The sequence below is a fragment of the Streptomyces sp. ISL-96 genome, assembly GCF_018614035.1.
Classification (GTDB): Bacteria; Actinomycetota; Actinomycetes; order Streptomycetales; family Streptomycetaceae; genus Streptomyces.
Map to the genome: position 1 here is coordinate 103899 of NZ_JAGGPA010000025.1, position 13029 is coordinate 116927.

Annotated in this window: 13 protein-coding genes; 6 read left to right on the forward strand and 7 right to left on the reverse strand. The window is 71.5% G+C overall.

The window, feature by feature from the left end; translation table 11 throughout:
• Positions 1 to 9 precede the first annotated feature (9 nt).
• Genes J7E96_RS17055 through J7E96_RS17065 form a run of 3 tightly spaced genes read right to left on the reverse strand, consistent with a single transcriptional unit; the run spans position 10 to position 3579 of the window.
• Complete coding sequence (locus J7E96_RS17055; protein ID WP_215132439.1) at positions 10 to 834, reverse strand: 3-oxoacyl-ACP reductase; 825 nt, start codon at positions 832 to 834, stop codon at positions 10 to 12.
• Positions 835 to 838: 4 nt separating this feature from the next.
• Positions 839 to 2245: an aldehyde dehydrogenase family protein gene (locus tag J7E96_RS17060; protein ID WP_215132662.1), complete on the reverse strand. Its 1407-nt coding sequence runs from the start codon at positions 2243 to 2245 to the stop codon at positions 839 to 841.
• Complete coding sequence (locus J7E96_RS17065) at positions 2212 to 3579, reverse strand: glutamine synthetase family protein (RefSeq protein ID WP_215132441.1); 1368 nt, start codon at positions 3577 to 3579, stop codon at positions 2212 to 2214. Before J7E96_RS17065 ends, J7E96_RS17060 begins: the two co-directional genes overlap by 34 nt.
• Positions 3580 to 3677: 98 nt before the next feature.
• Here J7E96_RS17065 and J7E96_RS17070 point away from each other — a divergent pair, with 98 nt between their 5' ends.
• The 3 genes from J7E96_RS17070 to J7E96_RS17080 all read left to right on the forward strand — a co-directional run bounded on the left by J7E96_RS17070 (position 3678) and on the right by J7E96_RS17080 (position 6746).
• On the forward strand, positions 3678 to 4385 hold the full coding sequence (locus J7E96_RS17070; protein WP_215132663.1) for a FadR/GntR family transcriptional regulator: 708 nt from the start codon (positions 3678 to 3680) through the stop codon (positions 4383 to 4385).
• Positions 4386 to 4522: 137 nt separating this feature from the next.
• Positions 4523 to 6004 carry an ethanolamine permease gene (eat, locus tag J7E96_RS17075; protein WP_215132443.1) on the forward strand — a complete coding sequence of 494 codons (1482 nt, stop codon included), beginning with the start codon at positions 4523 to 4525 and terminating at the stop codon, positions 6002 to 6004.
• 52 nt (positions 6005 to 6056) lie between these two features.
• Positions 6057 to 6746 carry a gamma-glutamyl-gamma-aminobutyrate hydrolase family protein gene (locus J7E96_RS17080; protein WP_215132446.1) on the forward strand — a complete coding sequence of 230 codons (690 nt, stop codon included), beginning with the start codon at positions 6057 to 6059 and terminating at the stop codon, positions 6744 to 6746.
• A 54-nt stretch (positions 6747 to 6800) separates the two neighbouring features.
• On the opposite strand, the gene J7E96_RS17085 is transcribed toward J7E96_RS17080, so the two are convergent.
• Positions 6801 to 7265 (reverse strand): hypothetical protein, encoded by a 465-nt coding sequence (locus J7E96_RS17085; protein ID WP_215132448.1) that lies wholly within the window; start codon positions 7263 to 7265, stop codon positions 6801 to 6803.
• A 36-nt stretch (positions 7266 to 7301) separates the two neighbouring features.
• Positions 7302 to 8261, reverse strand: coding sequence for a LysR family transcriptional regulator (locus J7E96_RS17090; protein ID WP_215132450.1), 960 nt, complete (start codon positions 8259 to 8261; stop codon positions 7302 to 7304).
• Positions 8262 to 8331: 70 nt separating this feature from the next.
• Here J7E96_RS17090 and J7E96_RS17095 point away from each other — a divergent pair, with 70 nt between their 5' ends.
• Entirely contained in the window at positions 8332 to 9480 is a 1149-nt protein-coding gene (locus J7E96_RS17095) for a TDT family transporter (RefSeq protein WP_215132452.1), read from the forward strand.
• On the opposite strand, the gene J7E96_RS17100 is transcribed toward J7E96_RS17095, so the two are convergent.
• Entirely contained in the window at positions 9419 to 10135 is a 717-nt protein-coding gene (locus J7E96_RS17100; RefSeq protein ID WP_215132664.1) for a helical backbone metal receptor, read from the reverse strand. The genes J7E96_RS17095 and J7E96_RS17100 overlap by 62 nt on opposite strands.
• Before the next feature lie 16 nt (positions 10136 to 10151).
• The gene (locus tag J7E96_RS17105; RefSeq protein WP_215132454.1) at positions 10152 to 10733 is read right to left on the reverse strand and encodes a helix-turn-helix domain-containing protein; all 582 of its coding nucleotides are present in this window, start codon (positions 10731 to 10733) and stop codon (positions 10152 to 10154) included.
• Between the two features lie 215 nt (positions 10734 to 10948).
• Between J7E96_RS17105 and J7E96_RS17110 the strand changes: the two genes are divergently transcribed.
• Both J7E96_RS17110 and J7E96_RS17115 read left to right on the forward strand, forming a co-directional pair.
• Entirely contained in the window at positions 10949 to 11854 is a 906-nt protein-coding gene (locus J7E96_RS17110; protein ID WP_215132665.1) for a 5'-3' exonuclease, read from the forward strand.
• A gap of 64 nt (positions 11855 to 11918) precedes the next feature.
• Positions 11919 to 12761: a siderophore-interacting protein gene (locus J7E96_RS17115; protein ID WP_215132456.1), complete on the forward strand. Its 843-nt coding sequence runs from the start codon at positions 11919 to 11921 to the stop codon at positions 12759 to 12761.
• Positions 12762 to 13029: the final 268 nt, after the last annotated feature.

Sequence of the window (13029 nt, forward strand, 5' to 3'; positions counted from 1 at the left end):
CAATCCGGGCTAGAGCGGGGTCACGTACGCCCCCGCGATGCCCCCGTCCACCAGGAAGTCCGTCGCGTTGATGAACGACGAGTCGTCGCTGGCCAGGAACGCCACCGCCGCCGCGATCTCGTCCGCCTCCGCGAAACGGCCGACCGGGATGTGCACGAGCCGGCGCGCCGCCCGCTCCGGGTCTTTGGCGAACAGCTCCTGGAGGAGGGGCGTGTTGACCGGACCCGGACAGAGCGCGTTCACGCGGATGCCCTCGCGGGCGAACTGCACGCCCAGTTCGCGCGACATGGCGAGGACGCCGCCCTTGGACGCCGTGTACGAGATCTGGGAGGTGGCCGCGCCCATGATCGCGACGAACGACGCGGTGTTGATGATGGAGCCGCGGCCCTGGCGCTGCATGTAGGGGATGGCGGCCTTGCAGCACAGGTAGACGGAGGTGAGGTTGACGTCCTGGACGCGCTTCCACGCCTCCAGGCCCGTGGTGAGGATCGAGTCGTCGTCGGGCGGTGAGATGCCCGCGTTGTTGAAGGCGATGTCCACCGAGCCATAGGTGTCGTACGCCGTCTTGAACAGCGCGTCGACCTGCTCGGCGTCGGTGACGTCGACCCGTACGAACGTCCCGCCCACCTCGTCGGCGGCGGCCTTGCCCGCGATCTCGTCGATGTCGCCGCAGACGACATGCGCGCCCTCGGAGGCCAGGCGGCGCGCGGTCGCGAGACCGATGCCACTGCCGGCGCCCGTGATGACGGCCGTACGTCCGACCAGGCGGCGGCACACGATGGAGTCGGTCGATTCGGTCGAGTCGGTCGAGTCGGTCGAGTCGGTCGCAGTCATGGTCTCAGGCCTCCGTGCTGATGAAGATGTTCTTGGTTTCGGTGAAAGCGGTGAGCGCGTCGGGGCCCAGTTCGCGGCCGAGCCCCGACTGCTTGTAGCCCCCGAACGGGGTCGAGTAGCGCACGCTGCTGTGGGAGTTGACGGACAGGTTGCCCGCCCTGACGGCCTGGGACACGCGCAGCGCGCGGCCCACGTCCCGTGTCCAGATGGAGCCGGACAGGCCGTACTCGGTGGCGTTGGCGAGGCGGACCGCGTCCTCCTCGTCGTCGAAGGGGAGGACCACGGCGACGGGGCCGAAGACCTCCTCCGTCGCGGCGGCCGCGTCCGGGCCGACGCCTGTGAGGACGGTCGGCGCGAACCAGAAGCCCGGCCCCTCGGGGGCGCTGCCGCGAATCGCCTCCACGCCCTCAGGGACGTACGAACGTACCCGCTCCAGCTGGGACTTGGAGATCAGCGGGCCCATCTGTGTCTTGTCGTCCGACGGGTCGCCGACCACCACGCCCTCGATCGCGGGGGCGAGGAGCTCCAGGAAGCGGTCGTACGCCGAACGCTGGACGAGGATGCGCGTACGGGCGCAGCAGTCCTGCCCGGAGTTGTCCAGGAAGGACATGGGGGTGGCGGCGACGGCGGCCTCGATGTCGGCGTCGGCGAAGACGATGTTGGGGCTCTTGCCGCCGAGTTCGAGGGTCACGCGCTTCACGCGGTCGGCGCACTTGGCCATGATCTGCTTGCCGACGCGGGTCGAGCCGGTGAAGACGATCTTCGCTACGCCGGGATGCTCGACCAGGGCGCTGCCCGCCACGTCGCCGGCTCCCGGCAGGACCTGGAAGAGGTTGTCGGGGAGCCCGGCTTCGAGGGCGAGTTCGGCGAGACGCAGGGCGGTCAGTGGGGTGGTCTCGGCAGGCTTGAGGATGACGGCGTTACCGGCGGCGAGCGCGGGGGCTGTTCCCCAGGCGGCGATCGGCATGGGGAAGTTCCACGGTGCGATGACCCCGATGACGCCGAGCGGTTCGAGGAGGGTGATGTCCAGGCCGCCGGCGACCGGGATCTGCCGCCCGCTGAGGCGTTCCACTCCCCCGGCGGCGAAGTCGAGCAGATCGCGTACGTTGCCCGCTTCCCAGCGGGCGTTGCCGACAGTGTGGCCGGCCTCGCGGACCTCCAGCTGGGCCAGTTCCTCGATATGCTCGTCGACCTTGGCCGCGAAGCGGCGCAGCAGGCGGGCGCGGTCGGCGGGGGCGGCGGCCGCCCAGGCGCGCTGCGCCCCGGTGGCACGTACGACAGCCGCGTCGACGTCGGCGGCGGTCGACGCCGCGACGGTGGCGATGACCTCTTCGGTGGCCGGGTTGAGGACGTGGTGCTCGAAGGACACTGCGGGCCTCACAGTCGTTCGAAGGAGCGGCGGAGCTCCCAGTCGGTCACCGCGGAGTCGAACGCTTCGAGTTCGACCCGCGCCATGTTGCGGTAGTGCGCGACGACTTCGTCGCCGAAGGCGGCCTTGGCGATGGGGCTGTTCTCCCAGAGTTCGGCGGCCTCGCGCAGCGAGGTGGGGACGTGCTCGTAGCCGCCGGTGTAGGCATTGCCCGTACAGACCTCGGGGAGTTCGAGTTTTTGCTCGATGCCGTAGAGGCCGGCCGCGACCAGGCCCGCGACGGCGAGGTGCGGGTTGACGTCGCCGCCGGGCAGCCGGTTCTCGAAGCGCATCGAGCGGCCGTGGCCGACGACGCGGAGCGAGCAGGTGCGGTTGTCGTGGCCCCAGGCGACGGCGGTCGGGGCGAAGGATCCGGGCTGGAAGCGCTTGTAGGAGTTGATGTTCGGCGCGTAGAGGAGCGCGAAATCGCGGAGGGCGGCCAGCTGTCCTGCGAGGAAGTGCCGCATGACGGGGGACATTCCGTCGGCGGCGTCGTCACCCGCCATGACGTTGCGGCCGTCCGCATCCTGCAAGGAGAGGTGGATGTGGCAGGAGTTGCCCTCGCGCTCGTTGTACTTCGCCATGAAGGTGAGCGAGACGCCCTCCTGCGAGGCGATCTCCTTGGCACCCGTCTTGTAGATGGCGTGCTGGTCGCAGGTGACGAGGGCTTCGTCGTACTTGAAGACGATCTCGTGCTGGCCGGGATTGCACTCACCCTTGGCCGACTCGACGGTCAGGCCCGCGGCGGTCATGTCGTTGCGGATGCGGCGCAGGAGGGGTTCGATGCGGCCGGTGCCGAGGACCGAGTAGTCGATGTTGTACTGGTTGGCGGGTACGAGGTCCTTGTAGCCGCGGTCCCAGGCTTCCTCGTAACTGTCCTTGAAGACGATGAATTCGAGTTCGGTGCCGACGTGCGCGGTGTAGCCGAGCTCGGCGAGGCGCTCCAGCTGGCGGCGCAGGATCTGGCGGGGAGCGGCCACCACCGGTGAGCCGTCGTTCCAGGCCAGGTCGGCGATGAGCATGGCCGTGCCGTCGTTCCAGGGAACGCGCCGCAGGGTGGAGAGGTCGGCGTGCATGGCGAAGTCGCCGTAGCCGCGGTCCCAGGAGGCCATCTCGTAGCCGTCGACCGTGTTCATCTCGGTGTCGACGGCCAGGAGGTAGTTGCAGCCTTCGGTGCCGTGGTCCAGTACGTCGTCGAGAAAGAACTGGGCGGCGAACCGCTTGCCCTGGAGGCGCCCCTGCATGTCGGGGAAGGCCAGGACGACTGTGTCGATCTCACCGCTCGCCACGAGGGCACGGAGCTCCTCAAGAGCTAGCGGGGGTGTGCGGTCTGCCACGGAAAGTTCCTCCTTCGGTCAGCCGGAAGCCATAAGGTATTGCTGAAGACCATTGCTTGGGAAGGGGAAACCGCAACGTGGCGAATGAAATCGGCTCGATGGACCCTCTGACACCCGTCCTGCGGCCCGTCCGGGCGGGGAACGGGTTCGAGGAGGCGCTGGAGCAGATCCTCCAGGTCCTGCGCCTGGGCCTGGTGCCCGTCGGGGAGAGGCTGCCCGCCGAGCGTGAGCTGGCCGACCGCCTGCGGATCAGCAGGGTCACACTGCGCGAGGTCCTGAAGGTCCTCCAGGACCAGGGCCTCGTCGAGAGCAGGCGCGGCAGGTACGGCGGAACGTTCGTGCTGCCGCACCCGGACGCCTCGGGGGAGGGCGAGCTGCGCCGGCGCGTGGAGGCCGTCGACGTGGAGGACACGCTGCGCTTCCGTGAGGTGCTGGAGGTCGGTGCGGCCGGGCTGTGTGCGGCGTACGGGCTCGACGACGACGGCGCGCGGCGGCTGCGGGCGGCGCTCGCGGCGACGCACGACGCGCCGCTGGCCGACTACCGCCGGCTGGACACCCTGCTGCATCTCACGCTCGCCGAGCTGTCCGGATCGCCGACGCTGACCGCGCAGTACGCCGCCGTACGCGCCACGGTGAACGGGCTGCTCGACTGCATCCCGCTGCTCGTACGCAACCTGGAGCACTCCCAGCAGCAGCACACCGCGCTGGTCGAGGCGGTGCTCGACGGCGACGCGGACGGGGCGCGGGAGGTGATGCGCGAGCACTGCTCGGGCACGGCCGCGCTGCTGCGGGGATTCCTCACCTGACACATGACGTGTAACGCCGGGCGATGCGGATCCGTAACAGCGGCTTAACGCACAGGTCTTGCGCTGGGACCGGCCGAACCACAAAGGTATGGCCACCCACCATTGAACCGAGCATTGACCCGAGGCAGGAGCGGCTCATGGCCGACAGCACCGACTCGCGCACCCCACCACCCACAGCACCACCCGCCTCCCCCGATGCCGATGCCGGTGCCGGTGCCGGCTATCTGCAACGCCGCACCCTGCGCCGCGGCAGCGCCGGCTGGCTGCTGCTCACCGGACTCGGCGTCGCGTACGTCGTCTCCGGCGACTTCTCCGGCTGGAACATCGGGCTCGCCGAAGGCGGCTTCGGCGGGCTCGCGATCGCCACCCTCCTGATGGGCGTCATGTACGCCTGCCTGGTCTTCTCACTCGCCGAGCTCTCCGCCATCCTGCCCACGGCCGGCGGCGGCTACGGCTTCGCCCGGCGCGCGCTGGGCACCTGGGGCGGCTTCCTGACCGGCACCGCGATCCTGATCGAGTACATCCTGGCGCCCGCGGCCATCTCCATCTTCATCGGCCAGTACGTCGAGTCGCTGAACCTCTTCGGGCTCACCGCCGGATGGCCGGTCTACCTGGCCTGCTTCGTCATCTTCATCGGCATCCACCTGTGGGGCGTCGGCGAGGCGCTGCGCTTCAGCCTCGTCGTGACCGCCATCGCCGTGGCCGCGCTGCTGATCTTCGCGGTCGGCGCGTTCACCGAGTTCAGCGCGGACAACCTCAACGACATCCCGGTCGACAAGGAAGCGCTCGGCGCCAACTCCTGGCTGCCGTTCGGACTGCTCGGCATCTGGGCCGCCTTCCCCTTCGGCATGTGGTTCTTCCTCGGTGTGGAAGGTGTTCCGCTGGCCGCCGAGGAGGCCAAGGACCCCGTGCGTTCCATGCCGCGTGCCCTGGCCATCTCCATGGCCGTCCTCGCGCTGCTCGCCCTGATCACCTTCTTCGCGGCCACCGGCGCTCGCGGCTCGGCCGCGGTCCAGGACGCGGGCAATCCGCTGGTCGTGGCGCTCCAGGGCGACGGCGATCCCACACCGCTCAGCCGCTTCGTCAACTACGCGGGACTGGCGGGCCTCGTCGCCTCGTTCTTCTCGCTCATCTACGCCGGATCGCGGCAGCTCTTCGCGCTCTCCCGGGCCGGCTACCTGCCCCGCTTCCTGTCGCTGACCAGCCGCCGCAAGGCCCCGTACCTCGGGCTGCTCATCCCCGGCGCGATCGGCTTCGCACTGGCGGCGGGGACGGGCGACGGCGCCCGGATGCTGAACATCGCGGTCTTCGGCGCCACCATCTCGTACGCCCTGATGGCGCTCTCCCACATCGTGCTGCGCCGCCGTGAGCCCGCACTCCACCGCCCCTACCGCACGCCGGGCGGCATCCTCACCTCGTCCGTGGCGTTCGCACTGGCGCTGTCCGCGCTGGTGGCGACGTTCCTGGTGGACAAGGACGCGGCGTTCATCGCGCTGGGGGTGTACGTCGTCGCTCTCGCCTACTTCGCGTTCTACAGTCGGCACCGGCTCGTCGCCGCGGCTCCCGAGGAGGAGTTCGCCGCACTGGCGGAGGCCGAGGCCGAACTCGAACGCGGCTGATCACCACCGATCACCACTGAGCACCACTGCGCCCACACCGACCGGAGGACCCGTGTCCAAGCCGCTCATCGGCATCAGCACCTACCTGGAGCCCGCCAAGTGGGGCGTGTGGGACATGCCCGCCGCCCTGCTCCCGGCCGGGTATCCGCGCCTCGTGCAGGCGGCGGGCGGCCTCGCCGCGATGGTGCCGCCCGACTCGCCGTCGTACGCCGGGGAGGTCGTGGCCCGCCTCGACGGCCTGGTCGTGGCGGGCGGCGCCGATGTGGAGCCCGTACGGTACGGAGCCGAGCCGCACCCCCGCACCGGGCCGCCGGCGCGGGAGCGGGACGCGTGGGAACTCGCCCTGATCGAGGCTGCTTTGGCGTCCGGTACGCCGCTGCTGGGCATCTGCCGCGGCATGCAGCTGCTGAACGTCGCGCTGGGCGGCACCCTTGTGCAGCACCTGGGCGGCCACACCGGCGGCCCGGGGGCCTTCGGCGAGCACACGGTGAAGCCTGTGCCCGGCACGCGCTACGCCTCGGTCGTACCGGAGGAGACCGGCGTACCGACGTACCACCACCAGGCCGCCGACCGGCTCGGTGACGGCCTGGTGGTGTCGGCGTACGCCGCTGACGGGACGCCCGAGGCGCTCGAACTGCCCGGCGAGCAGTGGGTGCTCGGCGTCCAGTGGCACCCGGAGATGGGCGGGGACCTGCGGGTGATGGAGGCGTTGGTGTCGGCGGCCGCGGTCACCGCCGGGTAAGCGGCAGCTCCGGACCCGACAAGGCGAGCCTGGACGGCCTGCCGTGCGCGCACGTCAGATACGGCCGGCCAGCAGGCGGGTGACCGGGCCCAGGCTGCGCTGTTCGGCCTTGCGGCCCGCCACGAACGAGGCGGCGCCGATCGCCACCGCGCCGGCGCTCGCGCCCGCGATGACGGCCTTGCGGGCGTTGAGCAGCACCCACGCGGTGGACGCGGTCGACGCGACCTTGCCCGCCGCGGAGTCCAGGGCCTGACGGCTGACCTCGACTCCCTTGATTCCGGCGGCCTTCGCGGAACCGAGCGCGTCCGTGGCCTTCGCGGTGGTGTCGGCGGCCGCGGCCTTCGCCGTGCCCGCCGTGTCCGAGGCCTTCGCGGTGGCGTCATTGGCCGCGGCCTTCGCGGTGCCCGCCGTGTCCGAGGCCTTTCCGTTGGTCCTGGAGGCGGTGGTCCTGGAGGCGGCGCGGGCCGTTGTGTTGTTGGCGTTGGGCTTGGACTTGGTGTTCTTGTCCTGTTCAGTCATGCCCTTCGGGTATCCGCTACGGGCCATGACAAACAGTTAGGCCTTCTCCGGCGTCGGGCGCGTCAGCCCCAGCAGGTCCCGCGCGGGCCCCGTGGGCCGCGGTCCCGTCGGCCAGACCGCCCGCAGGTCGCGGCGCAACCGCACGCCTTCGACCGGGATTTCCACGAGTCGGCGGGAGGCCAGCTCCTCCCGCACGGCGAGCTCGCTGAGCACGCTGGGGCCCGCGCCGCTGACGGCCGCCGCCTTCACCGCTGTCGTGGAGGCGAGTTCGAGGAGGGGGTCCGCCAGGCCGCCGTACCCGGCGAGCGCGGCGTCCAGGACCTGCCGGGTTCCGGAGCCCCTCTCGCGCAGGATGAGTGACGCCTCGGCCAGTTCCCTCGCCTCCACCGGGCGGCGCCGGCGCGCCCAGGGGTGGTTACTGGCCGCGACCACGACGAGCCGGTCGTGGCCTATGACGACACCGTCGAGCCCGTCCGGTATGGCCAGGCCCTCCACGAAACCCAGGTCGGCCTCACCGGTGAGCAGCCGCTCCGCGACGGCGGCGGAGTTGCCCGCCAGCAGCGACACCGCCGTACCGGGGCGCTGTCCGCTCAGTGCTATCAGCCAGCCCGGCAGCAGGTACTCGGCGATCGTCATGCTGGCCGCGACGCGCAGCCGCGAGTCCCGCCGTCCTCGCAGCGCCTGCGCCCCCGCGTCGAAGGCCTCGGCCGCCTCCACCACCCGGCGCGCCCAGTCCGTGACGAGCGCTCCCGCCTCGGTGAGGCGCGAGCCGCGCGGCGAACGGTCGACGAGGGCGACACCGAGCTGGCGTTCCATGGAACGGATACGGCTGCTCGCGGCAGGCTGGCTGATGCCGAGCTCCCGCGCCGCGCGTCCCAGGCTGCCGAGCCGGGCGACACCGAGCAGCAGTTCCATGGCGCCGAGGTCGGGCACCCGGTGGGCGAGCGGCGCCCTGTCGCCGGAGGCCGGGGCGGGGGCGGAATCATCGAAAGCCATAAGGTCAGTTTATGACCTCATAGGAATACCGTCCCTGGTGGGGGCCGCCGGGTCCGTCCAGTGTGGGCGTATGGCCACTTATGCGCAGCCCCGCTCGCTCCGCGCCGCCCCCGCCGGACGGCGGCTCCCCGCGCTGCGCCATCTCGGCCCCAACTGGTACGCCACGGTCATGGGCACCTCCATCGTCGCCAACGCCGGCGCCGCCCTCCCCTTCGCCGTCCCCGGCCTGCGCCCCGCGCTCACCGTCGTCTGGGGGCTGTCCGCGCTGCTGCTCGGCGCGCTGCTGCTCGTGCGCGCCGGGCACTGGGCGTACCACCGCGACCAGGCGGGGGCCCACCTCCTCGACCCGGCCGTCGCCCCCTTCTACGGCTGCCTGGCCATGGCGCTGCTCTCGGTCGGCGGCGGCACGGTGACGGTCGGCGGGGACGTCATCGGCCTCGACGCCGCCCTCACCGCCGGCACGGTGCTGTGGGGCGCGGGCACGGCCGTCGGGCTGGGGGCCGCCGTCGCGGTCCCGTACCTGATGGTCGTACGTCACCGTGTCGAGCCCGGCAGTGCCTCGCCCGTGTGGCTGCTGCCGGTGGTGGCGCCGATGGTCTCGGCCGCGCTCGGGCCGCAGATCGTCCCGTATCTGCCCGAGGGCCAGTGGCGGGAGTCGATGCTGCTCGGCTGTTACGCGATGTTCGGGCTCAGCCTGCTCGCCACGCTGCTGATGATGCCGCTGATCTTCGCGCGCCTCCTCCAGCACGGCCCGCTGCCGCTCGCGTTGACGCCGACCCTGTTCCTCGTCCTCGGCCCGCTCGGCCAGTCCACCACCGCGGTCAACTCGCTGGCGGACGTGGCGCCGGGCGCGACAGACGCGCCGTACGCCGATGCGCTCGGCGCGTTCGCGGTCGTGTACGGCGTGCCGGTGATGGGCTTCGCGCTGCTGTGGCTGGCACTCGCCGCGGCGATGGTGGTCAGGGCGGCCCGGAACGGCATGCCGTTCACCATGACGTGGTGGGCGTTCACCTTCCCCGTCGGTACGTGCGTGACGGGCGCCGCCGGACTCGCCCGCCACACCGGGCTGGACGCCCTCGGCTGGCTGGCGGCGGCCCTGTACGCGGCGCTCGTCGTCGCCTGGGCGGTCGCCGGCGTACGTACGGCTCGCGGCCTGGTCAGCGGAGCGCTGCTCGCAGCACCCGGGGCGCCTCGGCCAACGACGGTCCGTACCACGTGAGATGACGCCCGCTGACGAGCGCGGCGGGCAGTGCGGGGAAGGCCTCGGGCCCGTCGTCGGCCGTGAAGCGGTAGGGCTCGTCGGGCAGTACGACGAGGTCCGCACCGGCGGCGCGCAGTTCGTCGAGGGGGATGCGCGGGTAGCGCTCGGCGTGGCCGGCGTAGAGGTGGTCGACGCCGAGTCTGGCCAGCAGGTCCCCGGCGAAGGTGTCGCGGCCCAGCACCATCCAGGGCCTGCGCCAGATCGGCACGACGGCCTTCAGCCGCGGGCCGTCCGTCCGCACGTCACTCCAGGCCGCCTCCGCCGCGTCGAGCCAGGCCGGGCGGGCGCTCAGACCGCAGCCGTCGACCAGGACCCGCTCCAGCTCGGCGAGGGCCTCGGGCAGATCGCGGATCACGGTGACCATGACGGTGAGCCCGGCCTGCCGCAGGGCGGCGAGATCGGGCTCGCGGTTCTCTTCCTCGTTGGCGATGACGAGATCGGGGCGCAGTCGTACGACCGCCTCGACGTCCGGATTCTTCGTGCCGCCGATCCGTACGACGTCGAGGTCCGCCGGGTGGCTGCACCAGTCGGTCGCCCCGACGAGCAGGCCGGGCGCGCTGACGGCCACGGCCTCCGTCAGGGACGGTACGAGCGAGACGACGCGTGGGCGCACGGCGGCCTGCCCGCCGTCAGCCGGTTTGACGCGGGTCTGCGTCGGAGTCGGCGCCGTCACCGTGTCCGACCGTGCCGGCCGCCGCTACGACGAGGATCCGGGTGCCGGGTTCGGTGGCCCGCCACCGGTGCCGTACGCCACCGGACAGGAACAGCGTGTCGCCGCGCTCCAGCCGGTACGCCCGGCCTTCCGCCTCCACCTCGGCGGCGCCATCGGCGATGTACATGAGCTCGTCGCCGTGGTGCTGGAACTCGCGCCCGGTGTCCTGCTCCCCGATGTATTCGGTGGCGCGCAGCTGATGCCTCCCGCGCACGACACACCGCACGGCCGCGCCATCGCCGTCTTCCTCCACGGCGCGTACGACATCGACCGTACGCCCCGAGTCGGCGGCGGCGATCAGCTCGGCCGCCGAGGTCTCCAGCGCCTGGGCCACCCGCTCCAGGGAGCGGGTGCTGGGTCTGGCGCGTTCGTTCTCGACCTGGCTGAGGAATGGCACCGAGAGCCCGCTGCGGGCCGCGACCGTGGCCAGGGTGAGGGCCAGGGACTTGCGGCGCCTCCGGACGGCCGTACCGACCCGAAGGGTTTCCTTGTCGTCCATCGCTCCGGCTCCCTCCCTGTCTCGTGGTGGTCATCAGTCGTCAGTCGTCAGTCATGGGCACTGAGTGCAGCCTACGCAGCTTCGCGCGCCGGTTTCGTACATACGTCAGGGAAGGCCCCCCTGTCCAGGACGGTGGTGCTACGGCGTCCGGCTCAGCCCGCGGCACGGACGGCATTGGGGCCGTACGGCATCATCGGGGTGTGACGCGACGCCTGATGCTCCTCGACACCGCTTCCCTCTACTTCCGCGCGTATTTCGGAGTCCCGGACTCCGTACGCGCCCCGGACGGTACGCCCGTCAACGCCGTACGCGGCCTGCTCAACTTCATCACCCAACTCGTCCAGACCCACCATCCCGACGACCTCGTCGCGTGCATGGACGCCGACTGGCGCCCGCAGTGGCGGGTCGACCTGATCCCCTCCTACAAGGCGCACCGCGTCGCGGAGGAGACCGAGACGGGCCCGGACGAGGAGGTCGTCCCCGACACGCTCAGCCCGCAGGTGCCGATCATCGAGGACGTGCTCGACGCGCTCGGGATCGCCCGGGTGGGCGTGGAGCCGTACGAGGCGGACGATGTGATCGGGACGCTCGCGGGCCTGGCCACGGGGCCGGTGGACATCGTCACCGGGGACCGCGACCTCTTCCAGCTGGTCGACGACGCCCGCGAGGTGCGGGTGCTGTACCCGCTGAAGGGTGTCGGCTCGCTCCAGGTCACCGACGAGGCGTGGCTTCGCGACAAGTACGCGGTGAACGGTCCCGGGTACGTCGATCTGGCGATCCTGCGCGGCGACCCGAGCGACGGACTTCCGGGCGTTCCCGGGATCGGCGAGAAGACGGCCGCGAAGCTCCTCGACGCGTACGGCGACCTGGCCGGGATCATGGCGGCGGTCGGCGACCCCATGTCCGGACTGACGCCGTCGCAGCGCAAGCGGCTGGACGAGGCGCGCGACTACCTCGCCGTCGCGCCGAAGGTGGTGCGCGTCGCCTCCGACGTACCACTGCCGGACTTCGATCCGGCGCTGCCCACCGAGCCGCGCGATCCGGCGGCGCTCGACGAACTCGCGGCGCGATGGGGACTCGGCAGCTCGCTGGAGCGCCTGCTCGCCGCTCTCCACGGCTAGACTGCTAACTTAGGTAAGCCTAAGCATGCAAGCGTCTGAGCAAGCGAGAGTCAGGGGAAGCGCCGTGGCGGAACGACCGGCCCGCAAGACACCGCAGGTTCGTGAGGCACAGGTGGTGCGTACCGAGCGGATCACTCCGCACATGGTGCGCGTCGTCCTGGGCGGTGAGGGGCTGGCCGGCTTCGCGGCCGACGAGTTCACCGACCACTACATCAAGGTGCTGTTCCCGGCGGCGGGAGCGGTGTACCCGGAGCCGTTCGACATGGCCCGCATCCGCGAGGAGTTCCCGGCGGAACAGTGGCCGGTGACCCGGACGTACACGGTGCGGTCGTGGGACGCCGTACAGCGCGAGCTGACCGTCGACTTCGTGGTGCACGGCGACGAGGGCCTGGCCGGTCCGTGGGCGGCGCGGGCCAAGTCCGGCGAGACGGTACGTTTCCTCGGCCCCGGCGGCGGCTACGCGCCGGACCCGGCGGCCGACTGGCATCTGCTGGTGGGCGACGAGAGCGCGCTTCCGGCGATCGCCGCTTCCCTGGAACGGATGCCGGACGGCACCGTCGTACACGCCTTCGTCGAGGTGGCGGGCCCCGAGGAGGAGCAGAAGATCGCCACGCCCGAGGGAGTGGCGGTGACGTGGCTGCACCGCGGCCGGAACCCGGTGGGCGAGACCCTGATCGCCGCGGTGCGCGGCCTCGACTTCCCGGCGGGCGACGTCCACGCCTTCGTCCACGGCGAGGCGGGCTTCGTGAAGGACCTGCGCCGCCACCTGCGCATGGACCGCGGTATCGCGCGCGAGCGGCTGTCCATCTCGGGCTACTGGCGTCTCGGCCAGGACGACGACGCGTGGCGCGCGATCAAGCGCGAGTGGAACGAGCAGGTCGAGCGCGAGCAGGAGCCCGCCGCCTGACCGCCCCCTCCCCCGCTCCCCCGCTGTTGTCCGTACGGAAGTGACCCGGCCCCTCGCTGATCTTCAGCGGGGGGTTTTGTCGCCTCCGTGGCCCTGGCCGGCACGGTCGCGGGAACGCTCGTATCGCTGCGTACAACTGCCTCGCGGGAAGCGTCGGGCACCGTCCCTTCCTGGTCCTGCGCGCGGTGGGGAGGCGGGCCATCATGAGGGGCGAGACCATGTGTCCGGAGGACCCATCCATGGGGGCGGGAAGTCGTCAAGGTGAGCA

What these genes read in the sequence shown, in the direction of transcription:
- J7E96_RS17055 (WP_215132439.1), bottom strand. Translation starts at nt 834, where the DNA reads ATGACTGCGACCGACTCGACCGACTCGACCGACTCGACCGAATCGACC.
- J7E96_RS17070 (WP_215132663.1), top strand. Translation starts at nt 3,678, where the DNA reads ATGGACCCTCTGACACCCGTCCTGCGGCCCGTCCGGGCGGGGAACGGG.
- eat (WP_215132443.1), top strand. Translation starts at nt 4,523, where the DNA reads ATGGCCGACAGCACCGACTCGCGCACCCCACCACCCACAGCACCACCC.
- J7E96_RS17085 (WP_215132448.1), bottom strand. Translation starts at nt 7,265, where the DNA reads ATGACTGAACAGGACAAGAACACCAAGTCCAAGCCCAACGCCAACAAC.
- J7E96_RS17090 (WP_215132450.1), bottom strand. Translation starts at nt 8,261, where the DNA reads ATGGCTTTCGATGATTCCGCCCCCGCCCCGGCCTCCGGCGACAGGGCG.
- J7E96_RS17095 (WP_215132452.1), top strand. Translation starts at nt 8,332, where the DNA reads ATGGCCACTTATGCGCAGCCCCGCTCGCTCCGCGCCGCCCCCGCCGGA.
- J7E96_RS17105 (WP_215132454.1), bottom strand. Translation starts at nt 10,733, where the DNA reads ATGGACGACAAGGAAACCCTTCGGGTCGGTACGGCCGTCCGGAGGCGC.
- J7E96_RS17110 (WP_215132665.1), top strand. Translation starts at nt 10,949, where the DNA reads ATGCTCCTCGACACCGCTTCCCTCTACTTCCGCGCGTATTTCGGAGTC.